Consider the following 23,286-nt stretch of genomic DNA (forward strand, 5'->3'; position numbering starts at 1 on the left):
CATCTCGGTGCCGGGTGCCGGGTGCCGGGTGCCGGGTGCCGGGTGCCGGGTGCCGGGTGCCGGGTGCCGGGTGCCGGGTGCCGGGTGCCGGGTGCCGGGTGCCGCGTGCCGCGGCGAGACGGCAGCACCCGACACGGCCGGTGCGGCACGACGGGGGCGGGGTGGCGGCGCGACCAGCGTCGTCACCCCGCGTGACCGGCGTCGGCAGGTTGGTCTGCCTGTTCACTCCACAGGTTCTCGTTGCCGGTGCGGGACCGTGGGTTGGGCTGGTTCACGGATTGCTCGTCTAGGCTGGCCGGCCGGAGGTGGTGCGGGTGCGACGGACAGCGCCGATGGCGAACGCGGTGGGGCTGCTGGCCGGGTACGCGCTGGACAGGGCGCTCGGCGACCCCCGCCGGTGGCACCCGGTGGCCGGCTTCGGGCAGGCCGCGGGCGCGCTGGAGCGCCGCCTCTACCGCCCGGACCGTACGGCGGGTGCGGCGTTCACCGCGCTGGCAGTCGGCGGGCCGGTGTTGCTCGGGGCGGTCGCCGCGGCGGCAACCCGACACCGGCCGGTGACCCGGGCGGTGCTGGTGGCGGCCGGCACGTGGACAGTGCTGGGCGGCCGCACGCTACGGCATGAGGCAACAGTCATGGGTCGTACGCTGCGTAACGGCGACCTGCCCGCTGCCCGGCGACGCCTCGGTCACCTCTGCGGGCGGGACCCGTCGACGCTGGGCGAGTCGGAGCTGGCCCGTGCGACAGTCGAGTCGGTCGCGGAGAACACCTCCGACGCGGTGGTCGCTCCGCTGCTCTGGGGCGCGGTCGCTGGTCTGCCCGGGTTGCTGGGCTACCGCGCGGCGAACACCCTCGATGCGATGGTCGGGCACCGGTCGACGCGCTACGCGCGGTTCGGCACGCCGGCCGCTCGGCTGGACGACGCGCTCAACCTCGTGCCGTCCCGGCTGACCGGGCTGCTCACCATCGCCGTCGCGCCGGTCGCGCACGGGGACCGGCAGCGCGCCTGGCAGGTGTGGCGGCGGGACCGCAACGACCACCCGAGCCCCAACGCCGGTCAGTGCGAGGCGGCGATGGCCGGTGCGCTCGGGGTCCGCCTCGGTGGTCGCAACGTCTACTTCGGGCGCTCCGAGGTGCGGCCGTTCCTCGGCGACGGTCCCCGTCCGGAGGCGCGGCACCTGAAGCGGGCCGCCCGGATCTCCGGCGCGGTGGGGCTGACCGCCGTCGGGTTGGCCGCCGCGTACCCGGTGACGCTCGGCCGGCTGGTTGGCGCGGTGAGCAGGCGTGCACTGATCGGCGCGCTGGGTCGGCGGGGGCCGGTTGCTGCGGCCGGAGGGCGCGGGCCGGCTGGCGTGGCCGGGGGCGTCGGAGTGCGGGGGAGTGGGCGGTGAGCGGCGGGCTCCTGGTGGCCGGCACGACGTCCGACGCCGGCAAGAGCGTGCTCACCGCCGGCATCTGTCGTTGGCTGCACCGGCAGGGCGTGAAGGTGGCGCCGTACAAGGCGCAGAACATGTCGAACAACTCGGCGGTGGTCGTCGGGCCGGACGGGCGCGGCGGCGAGATCGGGCGCGCCCAGGCCATGCAGGCGGCGGCGTGCGGGCTCGCACCCGACCTGCGGTTCAACCCGGTGCTGCTCAAGCCGGGCAGCGACCTGGCCAGTCAGGTGGTGCTGCTGGGCGAGGCGGTCGACACGATCACCGCGGGCACCTTCCGGCAGCTGCGTCCCCGGCTCGCCGAGACCGCGTACGGCGCACTGGCCGAGCTGCGCGAGACGTACGACGTGGTGATCTGCGAGGGTGCCGGCAGCCCTGCGGAGATCAACCTGCGGGCCGGTGACTACGTCAACATGGGGCTGGCCCGGCACGCCAACCTGCCCACCATCGTCGTCGGCGACATCGACCGGGGCGGCGTCTTCGCCTCGATGTTCGGCACCGTGGCCCTGCTCGACCCGGCCGACCAGGCGCTGATCGCCGGATTCGTCATCAACAAGTTCCGGGGCGACCTCGGGCTGCTCCAGCCGGGTCTGGCCATGCTGCGTCAGGTCACCGGTCGTCCCACGTACGGGGTGCTGCCCTGGGCACTGGACCTGTGGCTCGACGCTGAGGACTCACTCGCCTACGGCCGGGTGCTCGGCCGACCCGCAGCTCCGCACGGCAGCGAATGGCTGGACGTGGCCGTCGTCCGCCTACCCCGGATCAGCAACGCCACCGACGTGGAGGCTCTCGCCACCGAGCCGGGCGTCCGGGTACGCCTCACCATCGAACCGGCCGAACTGGCCGCCGCCGATCTGGTCGTCCTACCCGGCTCGAAGTCCACCGTCGCCGACCTCGGGTGGCTGCGCGAAACCGGTCTCGCCGACGCGGTGGCCACCCATGTGGCGGCCGGCAAGCCCCTGCTCGGCCTCTGCGGCGGCTTCCAGATGCTCGGCCGCGCCATCCACGACTCGGTGGAGAGCCGGCAGGGCAGCGTGCCGGGGCTCGGTCTGCTGCCCATCGACATCACCTTCGACCCGCGCAAGACCGTCCGGCAGTCGGTGGGCAGCGGCCACGGTGGCGTCCCGGTGCGGGGCTACGAGATCCACCACGGGTACGTCTCACAGGCCGACCCGAGCCTGACCCCGCTGCTGACCGGCGACGACGGTGTCGGAGAGGGCGCAGTGTTCGGCGTGGTGCACGGCACGCACTGGCACGGGGCGTTCGAGTCCGACGAGTTCCGCCGGTGGTTCCTCACCGAGGCGGCTCGCCTGGCCGGCCGCAGCGGGTTCCGGGTCGCGCCGGCCACCAGCTTCGCCGCCGCCCGGGAGCGTTCACTCGACCTGCTCGGCGACCTGGTCGAGGAACACCTGGACACCGATGCCCTCTGGCGTCTCATCGAAGCCGGCCCACCCGTCGACCTGCCCTTCATCCCACCCGGCGCCCCATCCTGACTCTCTTGGCCGGCCCACCGTCCACTGGGGAAGGTCAGCGTGCGTGGTCGTGCTCGATCGTTGTTGTGGGGGCCTCGTCCACGCGAGGAGGGGCCTGTTTCCTGGATCGAGCACGATCTCGCGACGACCGTCCCGCCCGAAATGGGCGCGAAGGGCAGGCTCGGGGGAGTTCAGGGGCGGATGTCGGCCGGACGGTCGCTGGTGGGCAGGCCGGCGGCGAGCCAGGCGTCCACGCCGCCGATCATGTCGGTGGCCCGGCGCAGGCCGAGGGTCTGCAGGCTGGCGGCTGCCAGGCTGGAGCTGTAACCCTGTCGGCACACCAGGATGATCTCCCGGTCGTACCCGGTGGCCTCCGGGATCCGCCAGGCGCTGGCCGGATCGAGGCGCCACTCCAGTACGGTCCGGTCGATGACGACAGCGCCAGGCAGGTCGCCCTGTTCGCGGCGCTGTAGTTCGGTCCGGGTGTCGATCAGCAACGCGCCGCCGCGGACCGCCTCGACGGTCTGCTGCGGAGTCAGTCGGTGCAGCCCGGCGCGGGCCTGTTCGAGTAGGGCGTCTATACCGGGGCTCATCACGTCTCGGAGCACCACCCGATCATGCCGATTCGGTGGCACCCCGGGCGGCGAACGGGCCGCCCGTCACCCGTCGCCGCACCAAATCCCCCGGACGTGACGGTGGCCGGCCAGGGCGGTCAGCCGGACGTGTCAGAGTGGCCCACGCCGACCCCGCAACCGGCACGATCGACACGGGCCGACAGGGATACCGCGACGTCGATGAACCGAGTCGATCACACTGCCCACCAGCGGTGGCGGCATACTTCGGTCATGCACCACGGGAGGCTGCGCTGAACCCGGGAACCGGCGGGCCGACAGTGGCACTCGTCCAGGCGTACGCCGAATTGGCTCGTCGGGTGCTTGCGGGCCCGGCGCGGTTGGGGCGGACCCGGCTGGTCGCTGTCGACGGGCCGAGCGGCGCGGGTAAGAGCCGGTTCGCCGCGCGGCTCGCGGATGCCCTGGCCGGGCCGCTCGGCGACCGACCGCCGGTGGTGCACACCGACGACCTGCTCGACGGGTGGGACGACCAGGTCACCTTCTGGCCCCGGCTCGACGACTGGGTGCTCGCCCCGCTGCGTGACGGGAAGCCGGGCGCCTACCGGCGGTACAGCTGGGTCCGGCAGTGCTTCCTGCCCCGGCCGGTTCCGGTTCCGGTGGCTTCGGTGCTGGTGGTCGAGGGAGTCAGCGCTGCCCGGGCGGCCGTCCGGCCGGAGCTGACGCTGGCCGTGTTCGTCACCGCGCCCGCGTCGTTGCGGCTGGCTCGCGCTGTCGCCCGGGACGGGCCGGAGATCCTGCCCGAGCTGCGCCGCTGGCACGACGGAGAGCGGGCGCACTTCGCCGTCGACCAGACCGCCACCCACGCCGACCTGTTGGTGGACGGCGCGCCGACGCTGCCGCACGACGCGGACCGGTACTACGTGCGACTCCGCTGAGCGGGGCATGGACGTCGGCCACCGACTGCGGCACGATGCGGAGAGCTACGGCGAACGGGGAGCCACAATGACTGCAGCGGACGCGCCAGCGCGGCGTCGGATCACCCTCACCGGCATCAGCTCGCGGGCCTGGGAGCATCCGGCCGACCGGGGTGCCCTGGTCGCTCTGCGGGAGCTGCGCGGTTTCGACGACGTGGTGCGGGCGTTCTTCGGAATGTGGAACGAGCGGGGTTTCCGGCTGTCCGTGCTGGCCTCCGGCATCCGGGTCGACCACCGGCAGTACCCGGCGGTGTGGCAGCGCTACACCGAGGCCGCCGCGGCGCTCGACGTGGCCGAGCTGCCCGAGCTGTACGTGACCCAGTCGCCCTGGTTGGGCGCCGAGGCGGTCGGGCTGGAGCGGCCGTTCATCGTGCTGAACTCAGCCTGCGTGCAGCAACTCGACGAGGACGAGCTGCGCTGCCTGCTCGGCCACGAGTTGGGGCACGTGGGCAGCGGGCACGCGGTCTACAAGACCATGCTCATGATCCTCACTCGCTGGGCGGCCAACCTGAGCTGGTTGCCGGTCGGCGCGATCGCGTTGCGCGCCATCATCGCGGCGATGCTGGAGTGGTGGCGCAAGGCGGAACTCTCCGCCGACCGGGCCGGCCTGCTCGCCGGGCAGGACCCGGCCGCCGCGCTGCGGCTGCTGATGAAGCTCGCCGGCGGCGGTGACCTGTCCCAGGTCGACACCACCGCCTTCCTCGAGCAGGCCGCCGAGTACTCCGGTGGTGGCGACCTGCGCGACAGCCTGCACAAGATCCGGATGACCGCGTGGAGTACCCACCCGGTGCCGGTGGCGCGGGCGGCGTCGCTGCGCCAGTGGATCGACTCCGGGGCGTACGGGCAGGTTCTGGCCGGGGACTATCCGCGCCGCGAGGACGACAGCTCGACAAGCGTGTCCGAGGAGATCAAGGCGGCTGCCGAGTCGTACCGGGAGGAGTTCAGCCGTTCCACCGACCCGCTGGTCGGGTTGCTGCGCCGGCTCGGCGACGGCGCGAGCGACGTCGGCGAGTGGGTGGGCGGCACCGCCGGTCGGGCCCGTTCCTGGATGGACGCCGCCACCGAGGCGGCCGGCCGCGCACATCGCGCCGGGCGGGCCGCCCCGGGCGCGCGGGCCGGCGCCGGCCCCGCGGACAACGGTGACGGTACGGGCTCCGCCGACACTCCCCGGTAAGGCCGGCATACGATTCCGGTCATGACCTCACCGATCATGTCCGAGTCCGAGGTGCGGGCCGCCGTCGAGCGGGAGATGCCCGGCGTCCGGGCCGACCTGGAGCGCCTCGTCCGCATCCCCGGCATCGCCTTCGAGGGCTTCGACCACTCGCACGTGGAACGCTCCGCCGAGGCGGTAGCCGAGCTGCTGCGCGGCTGTGGCCTGGACGTCGACGTCGTTCGATCCGGCGGCCAGCCGGCGGTGATCGGCCGTCGGGCCGCCCCGCCCGGCGCGCCCACAGTGCTGCTCTACGCCCACCACGACGTCCAGCCAGTCGGCGACCGGTCGCTGTGGGAGTCCGACCCCTTCGAGCCGGTGGAACGGGACGGCCGGCTCTACGCCCGGGGCGCGGCCGACGACAAGGCCGGCGTCATGGCGCACGTGGCGGCGCTGCGCGCGTACGGTGACGCGCTGCCGGTCGGCGTCGTCCTCTTCATCGAGGGCGAGGAGGAGTACGGCTCCGACTCGCTGGAGCAACTGCTGGCCGAGCACCGCGACGAGATCACCTCGGACGTCATCGTTATCGCCGACTCCGGCAACTGGGACATCGGCGTACCGGCGTTGACCACCTCGCTGCGGGGCATCGTCAACTGCTTCGTCGAGGTGCGCACGCTGGACCACGCGGTGCACAGCGGCATGTTCGGCGGCGCCGTGCCGGACGCGCTCACCGCGCTGGTCCGGCTGTTGGCGACACTGCACGACGACGCCGGTGACGTGGCAGTGGACGGACTCGTCGGCCGCGAGGGCGCGGTCGTGGACTACCCGGAGGACCGGATCCGCACCGAGGCGGGCCTCGCCGACGGCGTGCAGTTCATCGGCACCGGCCGGATCACCGACCGGCTCTGGACCAAGCCGGCGCTGGCCATCCTCGGTGTCGACGCGCCGTCCACCGGCGAGGCGCCGAACGCCCTGGTCCCGGCCGCGAAGGCGAAGCTCAGCATCCGCCTCGCTCCGGGCGACGACCCCAAGCGGGCGTACGCGGCGGTGCGCGCGCACCTGGAGCAGCACGCGCCGTGGGGTGCGCAGGTGACTGTCACCTTCGAACACGACGGCGACCCGTGCGTGATCGACGCGTCCGGGCCGATGTTCGACGCCGCCCGTTCGGCCTTCCGGACCGCCTGGGACGGCACCGACCCGGTGGACATCGGCGTCGGCGGCTCGATTCCGTTCATCGCCACCTTCCAGGAGATGTTCCCGAAGGCGGCGATCCTGGTGACCGGCGTGGAGGACCCGCACGCCCGCGCGCACGGCCCGAACGAGAGTCTGCACCTGGGTGAGTTCGCCCGGGTCTGCCTCGCCGAGGCACTGCTTCTGCGCAACGTGGCGGCCGTGAGCAGTTAGGTGTCAGAACGGCAACTTTGGGCCTGATCTGGGAGTTTACGGCGTGTCGGATGGTCAGCTGTTATAGCCTTTCGTACATGAGTACGAACGAGGTGATGGCCCGGTTGGGGGCCGCTGTCAGCGCGCTGGGAGATGTCGATGTCTCCGCGTGGTCCGAGGACACGCTCAACGAACAGCTCGGTGAGCTCTCCGCCGCACTGGTCGCCCTCGACTCGGTGCTCTCCCGGGTCGCCGGCGAGGTCCGCGCCCGAGGGTTGCGCATCGAGGAACCCATCTCCGCTTAGGCCCTGATCCGTCGTCCGCGTGAGTGGGCGGCACCCTGCCGACACCGCCCGGGCACGGCAATGCCCGGGCGGTGTCGGAGGTGACTGGCAGGATGAGCTGCGTGCGGTTCCTCGATCTGGCAGCCACGTCCGTCGCCGTCGGCGCCACCAGCGGCCGACGGGCCAAGGTGGAGCTGCTCGCTGACGCGCTGCGCCGGCTCGAGCCCGGCGAGGTCGAGCCCGGCGCCGGCTATCTCGCCGGTGAGCTGCGCCAACGGCAGACCGGGGTCGGCTACGCGAGCCTGCGTGATCTGCCGCCACCGGCCGCCGCGCCGACGTTGACGGTGGCCGCCGTGGACGCGGCCATCGCGCAGATCGCCGCGGTGCACGGCTCAGGCTCACAGGCTCGGCGTCGGGCGCTGCTCGGTGCCCTCTACGCGGCGGCGACCGCCGACGAGCAGCGGCTGCTCACCGGCCTGTTCAGTGGCGAGCTGCGGCAGGGCGCACAGGCCGGGCTCCTCGCGGACGCTGTGGCCCGGGCCGCCGAGGTGCCGGTGGCGACGGTCCGCCGGGCGCTGCTCCTCGCCGGTGATCTCCGGGCGGTGGCGGTGGCCGCGTTGGCCGGAGGGGCCGCCGAGTTGGCCGGGTTCGGTCTACAGGTCGGCCGCCCACTGGCACCGATGCTCGCGCAGAGCGCCCCCTCGGTCGCAGAGGCGCTCGCCGCGACCGGCACGCCGGCGGTGGTCGACGTGAAGCTCGACGGCATCCGCATCCAGGTGCACCGCTCCGGCACCGACATCGCCGTGTTCACCCGCAGCCTCGACGAGATCACCACCCGGGTGCCCGAGGTGGTCGCAGCGGTCCGTGCCCTGCCGGGTCGGGAGTTGGTCCTCGACGGCGAGGCGATCGGCCTGGACGAGACCGGCCGCCCACTGCCGTTCCAGCAGACGTCGAGCCGGGCCGCCCGACGCACCACCCCCAGCACCACCGGGCGCACACCTGTCGCTCCGGCAGTGCTCGCGGCGGCCGCCAGCACGGGCGCGACGGTGCTCACCCCGTACTTCTTCGACCTGCTGCACCTCGACGGCCAGGATCTGATCGACAGTCCCGGCCGGGAACGGTGGGCCGCCCTGGCCGGTTCGGTGGATTCGTCGCTGCTGGTCGGTCGGATGGAGGTCGACGGCCCAGAGCAGGCCGCCGCCGCGTTCGCCGCCGCGCTCGACGCCGGGCAGGAGGGCGTGGTGGTCAAGGCGCCGGACGCCCCCTACGACGCCGGCCGGCGCGGTGCCGCCTGGGTCAAGGTGAAACCGCGGCACACCCTCGACCTGGTGGTGCTCGCCGTCGAGTGGGGCAGCGGCCGACGCAAGGGCTGGCTGTCCAACCTGCATCTGGGTGCGCGTGACGCGCGCACCGGTGACTTCGTGATGCTCGGCAAGACGTTCAAGGGGCTCACCGACGAGCTGCTGCGGTGGCAGACCGAGCGGTTCCTCGGCCTCGCCGTGGAACGCGGCGACTGGGTGGTCCGGGTCCGGCCCGAGCAGGTGGTGGAGATCGCCTTCGACGGGGTGCAGACGAGTTCGCGCTATCCCGGTGGGATGGCGCTGCGGTTCGCCCGGGTGGTGCGCTATCGCGACGACAAGTCCGCCGCGGAGGCGGACACCATCGACGCGGTCCGCGCCATCCACGCCGGCCGCGTGAGCGGCTGACCGGGCGAGGTCAGGCGGACGCGGTTGGTGTCGGTTCGGCGGCCCGGTCCAGCGGGGCCGGGGTGGTGCCGATGCCGGCGGCCCGGCGGGCCTCCCGACGGGCCACCCAGCCATAGCCGAAGATGGCCATCACCGCGAACAGCCACCACTGCACGACGTAGCCGAAGTTCTGCCAGTTGTTGGCGTGCCCGACCGGCACCGCCTTGAACACCGGATCGGCCGCCGGGGTCTGCTCGTCGAGCAGCAGATACGCACCGTAGACCGGGTAGGGAAGCTCGCCGGCCAGCCGCGACACCCCGATCCGCCGGATCTCCAGCAGCCCGTCGCGTCGGGCCACCGCGCCGGCGCCGCTCTCGGTCTCGTGCACCCGGCCGACCACCGTCACGTCGCCGGTCGGCGCGGCCGGCACCGACGGCTGGGCGGTCGCCCCACCGGACGCCGGCGGGATCCAGCCCCTGTCCACCAGCAGCGCCGTGCCGTCGGCGAGCACCAGCGGCGTGAGCACCTCGAAACCGACCCGGCTGTCCACCGTCCGGCCACGGACCAGCACGGTGTTCGTGGGGTCGTACCGGCCGGTGACGGTGACCCGGGTCCAGACCTTGTCCTCGGCGGGGGCCGGACCGGCCGTCCCCGCGCCGCCGGCGGGAGCGCGCAGCGCGTTGGCGAGCGGCACCGGAGCCATCCGCTGGCCCGCGTCGATCCGCTCGTTGACCTCGGTGCGCCCTCGGTAGCGGTCCAGCTGCCAGTTGCCGAGGAACACCATGACGGCGGCCGCGACCAGGGTCAGCGCGAGAGCGCCCAGCCAGCGTGGGCTCAGCAGGAACCGGTACACGGCACCGAGGCTACTCGTATGACCGGCGCCACTGACCTGGACCGGGCCGGACCGGGCCGGGCCGACGCCCCGGGGCACTGCCAGGGCCGGGCCGCCCACCCCGGTTGGCGGTGCTCGCGCCTCCAGCCGGGCGGGTATCGTCACGCCGACGGATCGGCCTCGGTCGTCCCGTCGCGTACCCGCTACCGCTCGCGAGGAGTCGATGATGACCGTCGTGCCGCGCCTGGTGCTCAGCGCGCCGTCCTCCGGGCACGGGAAGAACGCGCTGGCGATCGGGCTGCTCGCCGCCCTGGCCGAGCGAGGGGTCGACGTCGCCGGGTTCAAGCTCGGGCCGGACCACGTCGACGCCGCCTACCTCGGCCTCGCCGCCGGTCGGCCGGGCCGGGTGATCGACCCCCGACTGGTAGGCCTCGACCGGCTCGCCCCGCTGGTGGCGCACGGTGCCGCCAATGCCGGGCTGGCAGTGGTGCAGGGCAGCATGGGGCTGTACGACTCGGTCGGTGGCCGCCCCGAGCAGGAGTCCACCGCCGCTGCGGCCGCCGCGCTGCGCAGCCCGGTGGTGCTCGTTGTCGACGTGGCCGCGATGGGTCAGTCGGTGGCGGCCCTGGTGCACGGTTTCCGCTCGTACGACGAGCAGTTGTGGCTCGGCGGGGTGATCCTGAACCGGGTGGCGTCGTCGCGACACGAGGGGATGCTGCGCGAGGCGTTGGACGACGTGGGGGTGCCGGTCTACGGCGCGCTGCGTCGACAGGACCTGCCGGCGGTGCTGCCGTCGCGGCGGCACGGGGTTGCGCCGGTGGTCGACGACTCGGCCGACGCCGTCCGTGCGGTCCGCCGGCTGGGCGAGGCCGTCGCCGCCACTGTCGACCTGGAACGGCTGCTCGGGCTGGCCCGCTCCGCCCCGCCGCTGCCGGCGCCGGCCTGGTCTCCCGAGGAGGCCCTCGGCACGTTCACACCCCCGGCGAACCGCCCACTGGTGGCGGTGGCCGGTGGGCCGGGCGGCAGCTTCAGCCACCCGGAGACCACCGAGTTGCTCCGGGCCGCCGGCGCCGAGGTCGTCGTCGTCGACCCGCTGCGCGACGAGGCGCTGCCGGTCGGCACCCGCGCGCTGGTCGTGGGCGGCGCGCTGCCCGAGGCGTACGCCGAGCAGTTGTCGGCCAATCGGCGGCTCTGCATCGCGGTGGCCGAGTTGGCGCGGACGGGGCGTCCGGTGATCGCCGAGGGAGCCGGGCTGCTCTGGCTGGCCCGGGAACTGGACGGGCTGCCGATGTGCGGTGTCCTGGACGCGGTAGGCGTCAGCCGTGACGGGGTGGTGGCCGGCTACCGGGAGGCGACCGCCCAGACCGACAGCGTGGTCGCCGCCACCGGCACGGTGCTGGTCGGGCACAAGGCACACCGTGCGGTGCTCACCCCCCGCGCGGGTCAGCGCCCGGCCTGGAGCTGGGACGGCGGCGCGCCGGAGGGCTTCGTCTGGCGCAACGTGCACGCCTCGCAGCTCACAGTGCACTGGGCGAGCCATCCGGCGACGGCGGCCCGGTTGGTCGCCGCGGCGGCGGCCGACCCGACGAGCGAGGTGGTACCAGCACAGCCGGGCGAGGTGTCGGTGTGATCGGTCAGGTGGCGGTGCGCCGGTTCCCGACGCTGACCGTCTCCACCCCGCGTACCGAGGTACGTCAGCTCACGGCGGCCGACGCGGCGGCGGCCGGGGAGATCTTCGCCGACAAGCTGACCCGGCGTTGGCTGCCGCTGCCCGACGACTCCGGCCCGATCGACGGGCTGGCCTGGTGCACCGATCTGGCCCGGCAGCGGCGCGACAGCGGGGAGGGCGACCACTACGCGGTGCTCCGGCGCGAGGACGACCAGGTGGTGGGCTCGCTGTGGACCCGGCGCACCGACTGGGGCGCCCGCCTCACCGAGATCTCCTACGCGATGGCGGCGCACGCGCGGGGCTTCGGCTTCGCCGCCGAGGCTGTCGACGCGGTGGCCATCGCGCTGATCCTGGAGCACGGCTTCCAGCGGGTCGAGCTGCGGGTGGCTCCCGGCAACCTGGCCTCGCGCCGGGTCGCCGAGAAGGGCGGGTTCAGCTACGAGGGCCTGCTGCGCAACGCCGGGTTCGTCAGCGGCGGCCGCGTGGATCTGGAGCTGTGGTCGTTCGTCGCCGCCGACCTGCGCTGAGCCGCACGCACCGACCCGCGCCCCGTCAGCCGACGATGGCGTCCGATGGTGGGGTGAACTGGCGGGTCGGGGTGCCCTTCAGGCCGTCGCGCAGGGTCTCCGAAACCGCCTTGATCGGGATTTGGGACTGCCCGTCACCGACCGCGTTGAACGGGTTGTCCGGGTCGGAGATGAAGCTCGCCGCTGCCAACTCCGGGGTGTAGCCCACGAACCAGGCCGACCGGGTGCTGTCGGTCGTACCGGTCTTGCCGGCCACCGGGCGTCCGACGGTGCCCCGCACGCTGTCGGCGGTGGACCAGCCGCCGCAGCTGCCGCGCGCCGGGGTGTCTCCGGTCGGGCAGCGGGCCGCGTCGGTGGCCGCCCGTGCGGCGTCAGCGCTCACCACCTGCCGGCAGCGCGGCTTGGCCACCTCACGGTGCAGACCGCCCGCTGTGGCGTACGTGGCGGGCGTGCCGTCCCGGTTCATGATCGCCTGCACGGGGATGGCCTCGCAGTAGCGGCCGTCGGCCGCGATGGCGGCGTACGCGTTCGCCATCTCCAGCGGGGTGGCGTCGGAGACGCCCAGGGTGAACGCACCCCACTTCTTCGCCTTGTCCGGCGACGCGTGGTCCCGGTCGACGTCGGTGCGCCACCGCAGCCCGAGCTGTTCGGCCAACCGGACCGCCCGGTCCGCGCCGACCTTCTCCTCCAGCCACACGAAGTACGTGTTCACCGATTTACCGAAGCCGGACCACATGGTCTGTTGACCGGACATGGCGCCGCTGGCGTTGGAGGGAGACCAGCCGTCGTAGACCTCGGAGCGGTAGCGGTGTGGGGCGTTGAACGAGGTGGAGAGGGTCATCCCCGCGTCGAGCGCGGCCAGCATCGGGAACATCTTGAACGTCGAGCCGGCCTGGTAGCCGGCCAGGTCACCGCCGCCGAGCAGTGGTGCCACGGTGTTCGGGTAGTTGGCCTTCACCTTCGGCCCGGCCTCGGGGTTGGAACTCAGCGGGTTCTCGGCCAGGTCCAGCGAGTACGTCCGGTTCACCGCCATGGCCTTCACCCGCCCGGTGCCCGGCTCGGAGACCACGATGCCGTTGGCGAACGGGCTGCCGGTGGCTTCCTTGGCGCCGACGTTCTTCTCCGCCGCCTCCTGGATCTTCGGGTCGAGACTGAGCACGATCCGGTAGCCGCCCCGGCGCAGGTTGTCCATCCGTTCCAGCCGGTTCGCCCCGAACGCGGGCTGCGCGCTCCACCAGTTCTTCAGGTAGTCGCAGGCGAAGCCCCAGCTGTTGTACTTCTCCGCCACCGCGGCGCAGTCGTGCGGTGGGGTGGTCAGCTTGAGCCGGATCGGTTCGGACTTGGCGGCGGCGGCCGAGTCGGGGGAGAGGTAGCCGAGTTGGCTCATCCGGTCCAGCACGTAGTTGCGCCGCCCGGTGGCCTCCTTCTGGTCGGAGTCGGCCGGGTCAAACTCGGAGGGGGACTTGACCAGTCCGGCGAGGGTGGCGGCCTCGACCGGGGTGAGGTCCTTCGGGGTCTTGGAGAAGAAGATCTCGCTGGCCGCGTAGATGCCGTACGCCCGGTGCCCGAAGTACGCCGAGTTCAGGTAGCGCTCCATGATCTGTTCCTTGCTCATCTCCTTCTCCAGGTCCAGCGCCATCCGCATTTCCTTGACCTTGCGAATGCTGGTCTGCTGGGTGGCTTCCTGGACCTCCTTGGGCGTGGTCGCGCTGTCCCGCAGGGCCATCCGGACGTACTGCATGGTCAGCGTCGACGCGCCCTGGGAGCCGCCGGAGCGGGCGTTGGAGACGAAGGCCCGGGCCACACCCTTCGGGTCGACGCCGTGGTGCTGGTAGAAGCGGGAGTCCTCGGCGGCCACGATCGCCTGTTGGATGTTCGGCGACATGTCCGACAGCTTGGTGTACTGCCGGTACTCCTCGTAGAACATGGTCAGCACGGTCTTGCCGTCCGGGCCGTAGACGTACGAGGTCTCGGCGGGCAGGGCGGTCTTCAGCACCCGGGTCTTCTGTTCCACGGCGTGCGCGGTGGCCTTCGCGCCGAGCCCGGTGAGGGCGACCAGTGGGTACGCGGCGGCGGCGATCACGATTCCGGCGATCAGTCCGGCGCGGAGGAGAGGGACGAGACGACCAGCGGCAGCAAGGGGTCGGTTGCTCACCTGGTCAAGTTATGACATTTCCGATTCGTACATGAGAAGAACTCTTAAACCGGCGAGTGGGTGACGCGGCTTACCCCGACATCGACTGTCCCACCGGCCACCTTCCCGGCAGGATCGCGGACATGTCTGATCAGCTGAGCGCTGTCGCCCCACCCACAGTGGTCGAGCCGGACCTCGCTCACCACGGCGACGCCGAGGCGACCGCCGGCCTGATCGACCTCGCCGTCAACGTCCGTCGGGCGCGGCCGCCCGCCTGGCTGGCCGACCCGATCGCCGCGACCCTGACGGACCTGGCCCGCTACCCGGATCCGACACCGGCGCGAGCGGCGGTCGCCGCCCGACACCGCCGTCACCCGAACGAGGTACTGCTCACCGCCGGTGCCGCCGAGGGCTTCGTGCTGATCGCGCAGGCGCTGCGCGGTGTGCGCCGTCCGGTGGTGGTGCACCCCCAGTTCACCGAGCCGGAGGCCGCGCTGCGGGCCGCCGGGCACCCGGTCGAGCGGGTGCTGCTCGACGCCGCCGACGACTTCCGCCTCGACCCGGCCCGGGTGCCCGCCGACGCCGACCTCGTGATGATCGGCAACCCGACGAACCCGACCTCGGTGCTGCACCCCGCCCAGACGGTGGCCGCGCTGGCCCGCCCCGGCCGGGTGCTGGTGGTCGACGAGGCGTTCGCCGACACCACCATCGCCGCCGGGCGCCCCGGCGAACCGGAGTCGCTGGCCGAACGCCGCGACCTGCCCGGGCTGCTCGTGGTGCGCAGCCTCACCAAGACGTGGGGCCTGGCCGGCCTGCGGATCGGCTACCTGCTGGGCGCCGCGGAGCTGCTGTCCCGGCTGGCCGCCGTCCAGCCGCTCTGGGCTGTCAGCACACCCGCGCTGGCGGCCGCGTCGGCCTGCGCCAGCGCCGTCGCGGTCCAGGCCGAACGCGCGATCGCCGCCGACCTCGCCGCCGACCGCGACCACCTGGTCGCGCGCCTCGCCGAACTGCCCGGTGTACGCGTCGTCAGCCGTCCCGCCAGCGCGTTCGTCCTGCTGCACCTGCCGGGCGCGACAGCGGTCCGGGCCGCCCTGCGCGAGCGCGGCTGGGCGGTGCGCCGAGGCGACACGTTCCCCGGCCTCGGCCCGGACTGGCTGCGGGTGGCGGTACGCGACCGAAACACCACCGACGCGTTCATCGACGTGCTGCGCGAGATCATGGAGGCATGATGCTGGAGACCACGATCGCGGCGATCCGCCCGGCGGACGAAGCGGCCATGGCCGCCGCCCGGGAGCTGCACGGCCGGCTGACCAAGCCGGCGGGCTCGCTGGGCGCGCTGGAGGAGCTTTCGGTACGCCTCGCCGGCCTGGCCGGAGTCTGCCCACCACCGCTGCCCGAGCCGGCCGCCGTGGCGATCTTCGCCGGCGACCACGGGGTGCACGCCCAGGGGGTCAGCCCCTGGCCGCAGGAGGTCACCGCGCAGATGATCGGCAACTTCCTGGCCGGTGGGGCGGTGGTCAACGCGTTCGCCCGGCAGGCCGGCGCCTCGGTCACCGTGGTCGACGTCGGAGTGGCCACCCCGCTGCCCACCGACCCGGCCGCCGACCCGACGGCCCTCGACCCGACGGCCCTCGACCCGACGGCCCTCGACCCGACGGTGCTCGACCCGGCCGTGCCCCGGCTGGTTGTCGCGTCCGTCCGCCGGGGCACCCGTGACCTCACAGTGACCGCCGCGCTGACCCGGGACGAGGCGCTGGCGGCGGTGCAGACCGGCATCCGGATCGCCGACGAGCTGATCGACGCCGGCGCCGGCATCCTGCTCACCGGGGACATGGGCATCGGCAACACCACCCCGGCCGCCGTGCTCATCGCCGCGTTCACCGGCGCCGACCCGCTTGACACCACCGGTCGGGGCACCGGGGTCGACGACCCGACGTACGCGCACAAGGTGGCAGTGGTGCGGGCCGCGCTGGCCCGGCACACCCCCGACCCGGCCGACCCACTGGGGGTGCTGGCCGCCGTCGGTGGACTGGAGCACGCCGCCCTGGCCGGGCTGATCCTGGGGGCCGCAGCGCGCCGCACGCCGGTGCTGCTGGACGGTGTGATCGCGGTCTCGGCCGCGCTCGCCGCCGCGGCGCTCGCCCCGGCGGCGGTCTGCGCCATGGTCGCCGGCCACCGCTCGGCCGAGCCCGGCGCCACTGTCGCGTTGCGCCACCTCGGCCTCGACCCGCTGATCGACCTGGGGCTGCGCCTCGGCGAGGGCACCGGTGCGCTGCTGGCGTTGCCAGTGGTCACCGGCGCGGTCCGGGTGCTGCACGAGGTGGCCACCTTCGACTCCGCAGGGGTGGCCGAGAAGTGAGCACGCGCAGCGAACGAGCCGTCCGCCTCGGTGGTGCGGCATGACCTCCAATCCGTACCCCCTGGGTTTGCGGCTGCACGGGCGGCGGGTGGTAGTGGTGGGTGGCGGCGCTGTCGCCACCCGGCGCGTACCCGCGCTGCTGGACGCCGGCGCGGACGTCCTCCTGGTGGCCCCGGAGCTGACCCCGGCGCTGCGCGCCAGGGCCGACGCGGGTCGGCTGCACTGGGTGCCGCGCCGGTTCGTGCCCGAGGACCTGGACGGCGCCTGGCTGGTCCAGGTGGCTGTCGACGACCCGATAGCGGCGGCTTCGGTGAGCGCCGTCGCCACCGAGCGGCGGATCTTCTGCGTCCGGGCCGACGACCGGACGGCCGCCACCGCCTGGACCCCGGCCGTGACCCGGCACGGCCCCGTCACCGTGGCGGTGCTCGGCGGCGGAGACCCGCGCCGGGCGATGACCGTCCGCGACGCCATCCGCGACCTCCTGGCGGTCCGCCTGGCACCGGACGGGATCGCTGGCCGGCCCGACGCTTCCACTGGGACGACAGGTGGGCGGCAGGCCGGGCGGGTGGCGCTGGTCGGTGCGGGGCCGGGGGACCCGGAGCTGATCACCGTGAAGGGCTGGCGGCTGCTCACCGAGGCCGACGTGGTGGTCGCCGACCGGCTGGTGCCCGGGCTGCTCCTCGACGAGTTGCGCCCGGACGTCGAGCTGGTGGACGCCTCGAAGATCCCTTACGGCCCGTCCCGGGCCCAGGAGGAGATCAACCAGATCCTTGTCGACCGGGCCCTGGCCGGCGCCTTCGTGGTGCGGCTCAAGGGCGGTGACCCGTACGTCTTCGGACGCGGCGGTGAGGAGTTGCTGGCCTGCGCGGCCGCCGGCGTGCCGGTGACAGTGGTGCCCGGGGTGACCAGCTCGATCGCCGCGCCGGCCGCGGCCGGCATTCCGGTCACCCATCGGGGGGTGGCGCACGAGTTCACAGTGGTCTCCGGGCACCTGGCACCCGACGCTCCGGCCTCGCTGGTGCGCTGGGACGCCCTCGCCGGTCTGCACGGCACCCTGGTGATCCTGATGGGGTTGAAGAACCTCGCCGCCATCACTGGCACCCTGATCGCCCACGGTCGGTCGCCGCAGACGCCGGCCGCCGTCGTCCAGGAAGCCACGACGGGCACCCAGCGGGTCCTGCGGTCCACGCTGGGCGAGGTAGCGGCCGACCTGCGTGCGGCCGACCTACGCCCGCCCGCCGTCGTCGTGGTGGGCGACGTGGTGGGCGCCCTCGACGGCTGACCGACGACCGAACGCGGCGGCGACCCCTCCGGCGGTGGATGCCAGCCGCTGTCGTTGTCGGTGGTTGTCGGTGGCTGTCGACACAATGTCGCTCATGCTCACCGTGAAGGACCCTCACGAGACGTGGCGAACGGATCTGCTGACCCCGATCGCGCTGAGTTGTGGACGGCAGGGCCTGACCACCAGCTTCGAGGATCTCCCCTCGGGATGGCGCGATGCTCCGGTCCGGACTCTGAGGTGCACGGACGCCGAGGGCTCCTGGGCCGTCCTGGTCACTGTGGTCCGTGGCTATCGCCAGCCGACGGGCGACTCGCTCGTCGGCAACGAGTTCGGCCGTGATCCGCACACCGGCTACGACCTGGACTCGCCCGGCGACCTGGTGTACGAGCTGCAGGTGACCGAGGACGACGGGTCCGACGAGCCCGAGCTGCTGGAGTTCCGGCTCTTCGGCGACCCGTGGGCGGCCGGGATGGAGGTGTTGCGGTGGGCCGGGAAGACGGCGACGTACTCGGTCAGCCCGTCGGTCGAGCGGGCCGAGACACGGCAGCGCCGGGACCGCCGACAGTTCGACAATCGCCAGGCCAGCGCGGCATCGCCGCCGGTCCGGATCGGCGCGGTGTCGGATGAGGCCGCCGCCGACCTCGACGCCCTCGACCTGTCCACGTTGTGCTGGCACTTCCCACGCGGGAACACCGGCGCCTACCTGCGGTCCGCGGTGGTCGCACTGGCCGGCTACGGCGAGCAGCGGCCGCACCTGCGGGGCCGGTGGCTCACCGCGCGGGTCGAGGGCGCGGAGTTGGTCGTCGGCATCGACGACCTGATCCCGGCCAACCAGCGGCACCGCTGGGACAACGCCCGGTGGCTGTGGGACCGCCGAGCGGCGAACACCCCGGCAGGGCTTCGCTGGCAGGTCGATCGGGTCGAGCAGGCCGCCCCCGCGGTCGCGGCCGTCCGCCGAGGCGCGTTGCCCGAGGCGCTGACCAACGCCGGGGTGGAGACGGATCCGGAGCTCGACGCGTTGCTGACCGGGGTGCCGTCCCGGCTCTCCGACGCCGAACTCACGGCGACCTGGGTGGCGAACCTGTACCGCGGTCTCGCCGACCTCGCGCCCTGGCGGCTGGACGCGGCGTACCGAGGTTGGCGTGACGCGCGACAGGCGCAGGGACTTGCGGTCCAGGACCCTGTCGTCCTGTTCGGCCTCGGCGGCGTCGGCGCGGCCCGTAAACCGAAGCTCGCGCTCGACCACACCGGCGGCGCCCCACTACTGCGCCTGATCCACACCGGCAGCAACGCGGTGCTGCCGTACGCGCACTGGACGGTGCCCGCCGACCTCGTCGCCCACCTGCACGGGTGGCAACCGAGCCTGCCGTACCCGCACTGACCGACGGGGCCGGAGCGCAAGCGCTCCGGCCCCGTCACACACACGGCGAACTACTGCTTGAGCATGTTGTCCAGCAGCAGGGCGCAGCGGATCAGACCGAGGTGGCTGTACGCCTGCGGGTGGTTGCCCAGGCCGCGCTCGGCGAGCGGGTCGTACTGCTCGGGGAGCAGCCCGGTCGGGCCGGCGGTCAGCACCATCTGCGCGAACAGCTCCTCGGCGTCGGTGCGGCGGCCGGTGCGCAGGTACGCCTCGATCAGCCACGCCGTGCAGATGTGGAAGCCGCCCTCACGGCCGGGCAGGCCGTCGTCCCAGTGGTAGCGGTAGACGACCGGGCCGCTGCGCAGGTCCGCCTCGATCCGCAGGACTGTGGACAGGAAGCGCGGGTCGTCGCCCGGGAGCAGGCCGGAGAGGCCGATCCAGAGCGACGAGGCGTCCATGTCCTCGTCCCCGTACGCGACGCTGTACGCCTCGACGTCGGAGTGCCAGCCGTGCTCCAGCACGTTGGCGCCGATCCGGTCGCGCAGGTCCTTCCACTCGGGCCGGTCCTCGCCGCCGTGCTCGCGCATCACGTGCAGCGCGCGGTCGACTGTCATCCAGCACATCACCTTGGAGAAGACGTGGTGCCGGGGTGGCAGCCGGGCCTCCCAGATGCCGTGGTCGGGCTCGTGCCAGCGGCGGCGGACCGCCTCGACCATGTTCTCCAGGACCCGCCACTCGTCGTCACGGACCGAACCGCGAGCGTCGGCGACGGCCGCGATCAGGTCGGCGATCGGGCCGAAGACGTCCAGCTGCAACTGGTGGTTGGCGAGGTTGCCGACCCGGACCGGCCGGGAGCCGGCGTACCCGGGCAGCGTGTCGATGACGGCCTCGGCACCCAGCTCGTAGCCGTCGATGGTGTAGAGCGGGTGCAGTCGCTCCGGGTGCCCGCCGGTGCGCTCGATGCAGCCGTCCACCCAGCGCAGCAGCGCCTCGGCCTCCTCGACGGAGCCCAGGTCGACAAGTGCGCGGGCGGTCAGCGCGGCGTCGCGCAGCCAGCAGTAGCGGTAGTCCCAGTTGCGGACGCCGCCCAGCTCCTCGGGGAGCGAGGTGGTCGCCGCGGCCAGGATCGAGCCGGTGGCTTCGTGGCAGAGCCCGCGCAGGGTGAGGGCGCTGCGCGCGACCAGGTCGCGGGCGGTGGACGGCAGCCGCAGCGAGGCCACCCAGTCCTTCCACGGCTGCTCGGCGGCGGCCTGCCGCTCGTGGATCGGCACCCGATGGTGCTCCAGGCTGTGCGTGCCGAAGCGCAGCTCCAGCACTACCTGCCCACCGGCGGCGGAGAGGTCGACGATCGCCTTGGCGGTCTCGTACCCCCCGTCGTTGCCGACCTCCCACTCCACACCGGGGGCGTAGAGCGCTACCGGCTCGTTGGAGCCGAGCACCAGCAGACCGTCGCCGATCGGCTGCAACTGCACGGCGACCTGGCCGAACTCGGGCCTCGGCGCGAACTCCACAGTGGCCTTGCCGCTGCCGGTCAGCACCCGGACCAGTGTCGAGTCGCCGGTGATGACCGCCGGGCTGTCGCTCGGTGTGGTCTCCCGGGCCGGCTTGTCCAGCCAGTCGGTGACGGTGAGCCCGGACCAGCGGGTCTCCACGGTCATCGTGCCGGACCGGTAGCGCTGGCCCAGCGGGATGCCGCCACGTTCCGGGGTGATGCTGAAGTGGCCGGCCGGGCTGCCACCGACCAGGTCGGCGAAGATCGCCGCCGAATCGGGCTTGGGGTGGCAGAGCCAGCTCACCTTGGCCTCGGGGGTGAGCAGAGCGACGGTACGACCGTTGGCCAGCATGGAGTGCCGTTCGATCGGCACCGCCCGCTCACCGAACAGCCAGTGCCGCCGGGTTTCCAGCAGCAGCGCCAGCGCGCGGGCGGCCTCCAGCGGGTCGGCCACCCGGTAGCTGGCCTGGGTGTCGCCGGGGCCGATCTTGATGCCGAGGTCGGGACCGTGCAGGTGGCCGAACCCGTTCTCGTCGGTGACGTCGTCGCCGATGAACAGGACCGCGCTGGAGGCGAGCTGGGTCCGCAACTGGTCGAGTGCGGTGCCCTTGTGGGTGGCCACCACGGAAAGTTCGATGACCTCCTTGCCCTGGGTCACAGTGACGCCGTCGAAGGTGGCCGGACCGTTGCGGACCGCCTCGATGGCGGCGGCGGCGATCTGCGGGTCGACCCCACGGGTGTGCATCGCGACGCTCGCCGGTTTGCGTTCCAGCCGGATGCCCGGGTGCTGGGCGGCGATCTCACGCAGCGCGTTGCGGACCTGGGTCCGTACGGCGACCAACTCGGGGGAGAGCCGCTCGACGAAGCCGATGTCGAACTCGGAGCCGTGGCTGCCGACGAGGTGCACCTCGCTGGGCAGCCGCGAGAGCGCGGCCAGGTCGCGCAGCGCCCGACCAGAGACCACCGCCACTGTGGTCTGCGGCAGCGCGGCGAGCGCGCGGATCGCGGCGACCGACTCGGGCAGCGGGACGGCTGTGCTGGGGTCTTCCACGATCGGCGCCAGCGTGCCGTCGTAGTCGCAGGCGACCAGGAGCTGGGGGACCCGGGCGATCCGGCCGATGGCGGAACGCAACTCAGGGTCCATGACCCCGGTGGCGTTTGCCGCCCCATCGTTGACGGACGTGTTCACTCGGCCTCCGCCTCGGGAACTCCGAGCTCCGAGAGGAAAGACTTGGCCCAGTGGCCCACGTCGTGGGTACGCAGGTGACGTTGCATTGTCCGCATCCGGCGGCGTGCCTCGGTTTTCTCCACGTGCACTGCCCGGAGGAGGGCGTCCTTGACCGCGTCCGGGTCGTGCGGGTTACACAAAAATGCCTGGCGAAGCTCGGTGGCGGCACCGGCGAACTCACTGAGTACGAGCGCGCCACCCTGGTCGGCACGTGATGCTACGTATTCCTTCGCCACGAGGTTCATTCCGTCTCGCAGCGGGGTCACCATCATCACGTCGGCAGCAACGTACATCGCCGCCAGCTCACTGCGACTGTACGACTGATGGAGGTAATGGACCGCCGGCACGCCGACCCTGCCGAACTCGCCGTTGATCCGGCCGACCTCGCGCTCCACCTTCACCCGTAGTGCCTGGTAGTGCTCCACGCGCTCGCGGCTGGGTGTGGCGACCTGAACCATGACCGCGTCGGGAACTGTCAACTTTCCGTCAGCCAGCAGCTCCCGGAAGGCCTTGAGCCGCAACTCGATGCCCTTTGTGTAATCCAGCCGGTCCACGCCCAGGATTATCGTCTTCGGATCGCCCAACTCGGCGCGAATCTGCTTGGCCCGGGCCTGGATCGCCGGATCGGCGGCCATCCGTTCCATCTCCTGGGTGTCGATCGAGATGGGGAAGGCGCCCGCCTTCACCTGCCGACCGTCGACCTGGATCATCTGCCCCTCGTAGCGCAGCCCGAGCAGGTGCCGGGCCAGCCGGACGAAGTTCTGCGCGGCCAGCCGCTGCTGGAAACCGACCAGGTCGGCACCGAGCAGACCGCGCAGGATCTCGGTACGGAACGGCATCTGCATGAACAGCTCGATCGGCGGGAACGGGATGTGCAGGAAGAACCCGATCCGCAGGTCCGGGCGGAGTTCACGGAGCATCGCCGGCACCAACTGGAGCTGGTAGTCCTGCACCCAGACCGTCGCGCCCTCGGCCGCCACGTCGGCTGCGGCCTCCGCGAACCGGGCGTTGACCAGGCGGTACGCCTCCCGCCACCGGCGCTTGTAGGCCGGCGTCTCCACCGCGTCGTGGTAGAGCGGCCAGATCGTCGCGTTGGACTGGCCCTCGTAGTAGCGCTCCAACTCCTCGGCGCTGAGCGGGACCGGGTGCAGCCGGATCCCCTCCAGGTCGAACGGCTCGGGGGCCGCGCCGGTGCCACCGGCCCAGCCGACCCAGGTGCCCTTGTGTTCGGCGAGTACGGGATGCAGCGCGGTGACCAGCCCGCCAGGGCTGCGTCGCCACTGCCGGCCCTCGGGTGTGCTCACCTCGTCGACCGGCAGACGGTTCGCCACTACGACAAAGGAGCTACGGACGGTCACGATCGGCCACCTCCGGGTACTGACGGGTCCACCGCGATGAGCGTACTGAGCGTAGCTGCGGCGTCTTGTGCCCCGTGCCGGAGTCTCCTACCCGC

At 72.9% G+C, this 23,286-nt stretch carries 18 protein-coding genes; 13 read left to right on the plus strand and 5 right to left on the minus strand.

The window, feature by feature from the left end:
* Window positions 1-332: 332 nt before the first annotated feature.
* Together AB0C19_RS15755 and AB0C19_RS15760 are read left to right on the plus strand one after the other, a co-directional pair.
* Window positions 333-1,388, plus strand: a complete 1,056-nt coding sequence (locus tag AB0C19_RS15755; protein WP_357185293.1) for a cobalamin biosynthesis protein — start codon at window positions 333-335, stop codon at window positions 1,386-1,388.
* Complete coding sequence (locus AB0C19_RS15760) at window positions 1,385-2,923, plus strand: cobyric acid synthase (RefSeq protein WP_357185110.1); 1,539 nt, start codon at window positions 1,385-1,387, stop codon at window positions 2,921-2,923. Before AB0C19_RS15755 ends, AB0C19_RS15760 begins: the two co-directional genes overlap by 4 nt.
* A 170-nt stretch (window positions 2,924-3,093) precedes the next feature.
* On the opposite strand, the gene AB0C19_RS15765 is transcribed toward AB0C19_RS15760, so the two are convergent.
* Entirely contained in the window at window positions 3,094-3,495 is a 402-nt protein-coding gene (locus tag AB0C19_RS15765; RefSeq protein ID WP_357185296.1) for a rhodanese-like domain-containing protein, read from the minus strand.
* 272 nt (window positions 3,496-3,767) lie between these two features.
* On the opposite strand from AB0C19_RS15765, the gene AB0C19_RS15770 reads away from it, so the two are divergent.
* From AB0C19_RS15770 to AB0C19_RS15790, 5 genes are all read left to right on the plus strand, one after another.
* Window positions 3,768-4,409, plus strand: coding sequence for a hypothetical protein (locus AB0C19_RS15770; RefSeq protein ID WP_357185299.1), 642 nt, complete (start codon window positions 3,768-3,770; stop codon window positions 4,407-4,409).
* A gap of 67 nt (window positions 4,410-4,476) precedes the next feature.
* Window positions 4,477-5,622: a M48 family metallopeptidase gene (locus AB0C19_RS15775; protein WP_357185113.1), complete on the plus strand. Its 1,146-nt coding sequence runs from the start codon at window positions 4,477-4,479 to the stop codon at window positions 5,620-5,622.
* A 36-nt stretch (window positions 5,623-5,658) separates the two neighbouring features.
* Window positions 5,659-7,002: a dipeptidase gene (locus AB0C19_RS15780; RefSeq protein ID WP_357185302.1), complete on the plus strand. Its 1,344-nt coding sequence runs from the start codon at window positions 5,659-5,661 to the stop codon at window positions 7,000-7,002.
* Between the two features lie 77 nt (window positions 7,003-7,079).
* Window positions 7,080-7,286 (plus strand): hypothetical protein, encoded by a 207-nt coding sequence (locus AB0C19_RS15785; RefSeq protein ID WP_030488220.1) that lies wholly within the window; start codon window positions 7,080-7,082, stop codon window positions 7,284-7,286.
* A 92-nt stretch (window positions 7,287-7,378) separates the two neighbouring features.
* Window positions 7,379-8,971 (plus strand): ATP-dependent DNA ligase, encoded by a 1,593-nt coding sequence (locus tag AB0C19_RS15790; RefSeq protein WP_357185118.1) that lies wholly within the window; start codon window positions 7,379-7,381, stop codon window positions 8,969-8,971.
* A 10-nt stretch (window positions 8,972-8,981) separates the two neighbouring features.
* Here the strand turns inward: AB0C19_RS15790 and AB0C19_RS15795 are convergent, their stop codons facing one another.
* A complete protein-coding gene (locus AB0C19_RS15795) occupies window positions 8,982-9,803 on the minus strand; it encodes an SURF1 family protein (protein ID WP_357185305.1) in 822 nt (273 codons plus the stop codon).
* 205 nt (window positions 9,804-10,008) lie between these two features.
* On the opposite strand from AB0C19_RS15795, the gene AB0C19_RS15800 reads away from it, so the two are divergent.
* Together AB0C19_RS15800 and AB0C19_RS15805 are read left to right on the plus strand one after the other, a co-directional pair.
* A complete protein-coding gene (locus AB0C19_RS15800) occupies window positions 10,009-11,412 on the plus strand; it encodes a cobyrinate a,c-diamide synthase (RefSeq protein ID WP_357185121.1) in 1,404 nt (467 codons plus the stop codon).
* Complete coding sequence (locus AB0C19_RS15805) at window positions 11,409-11,978, plus strand: GNAT family protein (protein ID WP_238685465.1); 570 nt, start codon at window positions 11,409-11,411, stop codon at window positions 11,976-11,978. Before AB0C19_RS15800 ends, AB0C19_RS15805 begins: the two co-directional genes overlap by 4 nt.
* A gap of 25 nt (window positions 11,979-12,003) precedes the next feature.
* Here the strand turns inward: AB0C19_RS15805 and AB0C19_RS15810 are convergent, their stop codons facing one another.
* Complete coding sequence (locus AB0C19_RS15810; protein WP_357185125.1) at window positions 12,004-14,133, minus strand: transglycosylase domain-containing protein; 2,130 nt, start codon at window positions 14,131-14,133, stop codon at window positions 12,004-12,006.
* 122 nt (window positions 14,134-14,255) lie between these two features.
* Between AB0C19_RS15810 and cobC the strand changes: the two genes are divergently transcribed.
* The 4 genes from cobC to AB0C19_RS15830 all read left to right on the plus strand — a co-directional run bounded on the left by cobC (window position 14,256) and on the right by AB0C19_RS15830 (window position 19,134).
* A complete protein-coding gene (cobC, locus tag AB0C19_RS15815) occupies window positions 14,256-15,341 on the plus strand; it encodes an Rv2231c family pyridoxal phosphate-dependent protein CobC (protein WP_357185128.1) in 1,086 nt (361 codons plus the stop codon).
* Window positions 15,341-16,471 carry a nicotinate-nucleotide--dimethylbenzimidazole phosphoribosyltransferase gene (gene cobT, locus AB0C19_RS15820; RefSeq protein WP_357185131.1) on the plus strand — a complete coding sequence of 377 codons (1,131 nt, stop codon included), beginning with the start codon at window positions 15,341-15,343 and terminating at the stop codon, window positions 16,469-16,471. The genes cobC and cobT overlap by 1 nt, the downstream gene beginning before the upstream one ends.
* A gap of 40 nt (window positions 16,472-16,511) precedes the next feature.
* Window positions 16,512-17,753: a uroporphyrinogen-III C-methyltransferase gene (gene cobA / locus AB0C19_RS15825; RefSeq protein WP_357185133.1), complete on the plus strand. Its 1,242-nt coding sequence runs from the start codon at window positions 16,512-16,514 to the stop codon at window positions 17,751-17,753.
* Window positions 17,754-17,847: 94 nt separating this feature from the next.
* Window positions 17,848-19,134, plus strand: coding sequence for a hypothetical protein (locus tag AB0C19_RS15830; RefSeq protein ID WP_357185136.1), 1,287 nt, complete (start codon window positions 17,848-17,850; stop codon window positions 19,132-19,134).
* Between the two features lie 50 nt (window positions 19,135-19,184).
* On the opposite strand, the gene otsB is transcribed toward AB0C19_RS15830, so the two are convergent.
* On the minus strand, window positions 19,185-21,749 hold the full coding sequence (gene otsB, locus AB0C19_RS15835) for a trehalose-phosphatase (protein WP_357185308.1): 2,565 nt from the start codon (window positions 21,747-21,749) through the stop codon (window positions 19,185-19,187).
* 41 nt (window positions 21,750-21,790) lie between these two features.
* Window positions 21,791-23,191, minus strand: a complete 1,401-nt coding sequence (locus AB0C19_RS15840) for a trehalose-6-phosphate synthase (protein ID WP_030333449.1) — start codon at window positions 23,189-23,191, stop codon at window positions 21,791-21,793.
* Window positions 23,192-23,286: the final 95 nt, after the last annotated feature.

It is taken from the genome of Micromonospora sp. NPDC048842, assembly GCF_040649935.1.
In the GTDB taxonomy this organism is placed as follows: Bacteria; Actinomycetota; Actinomycetes; order Mycobacteriales; family Micromonosporaceae; genus Micromonospora; species Micromonospora hortensis.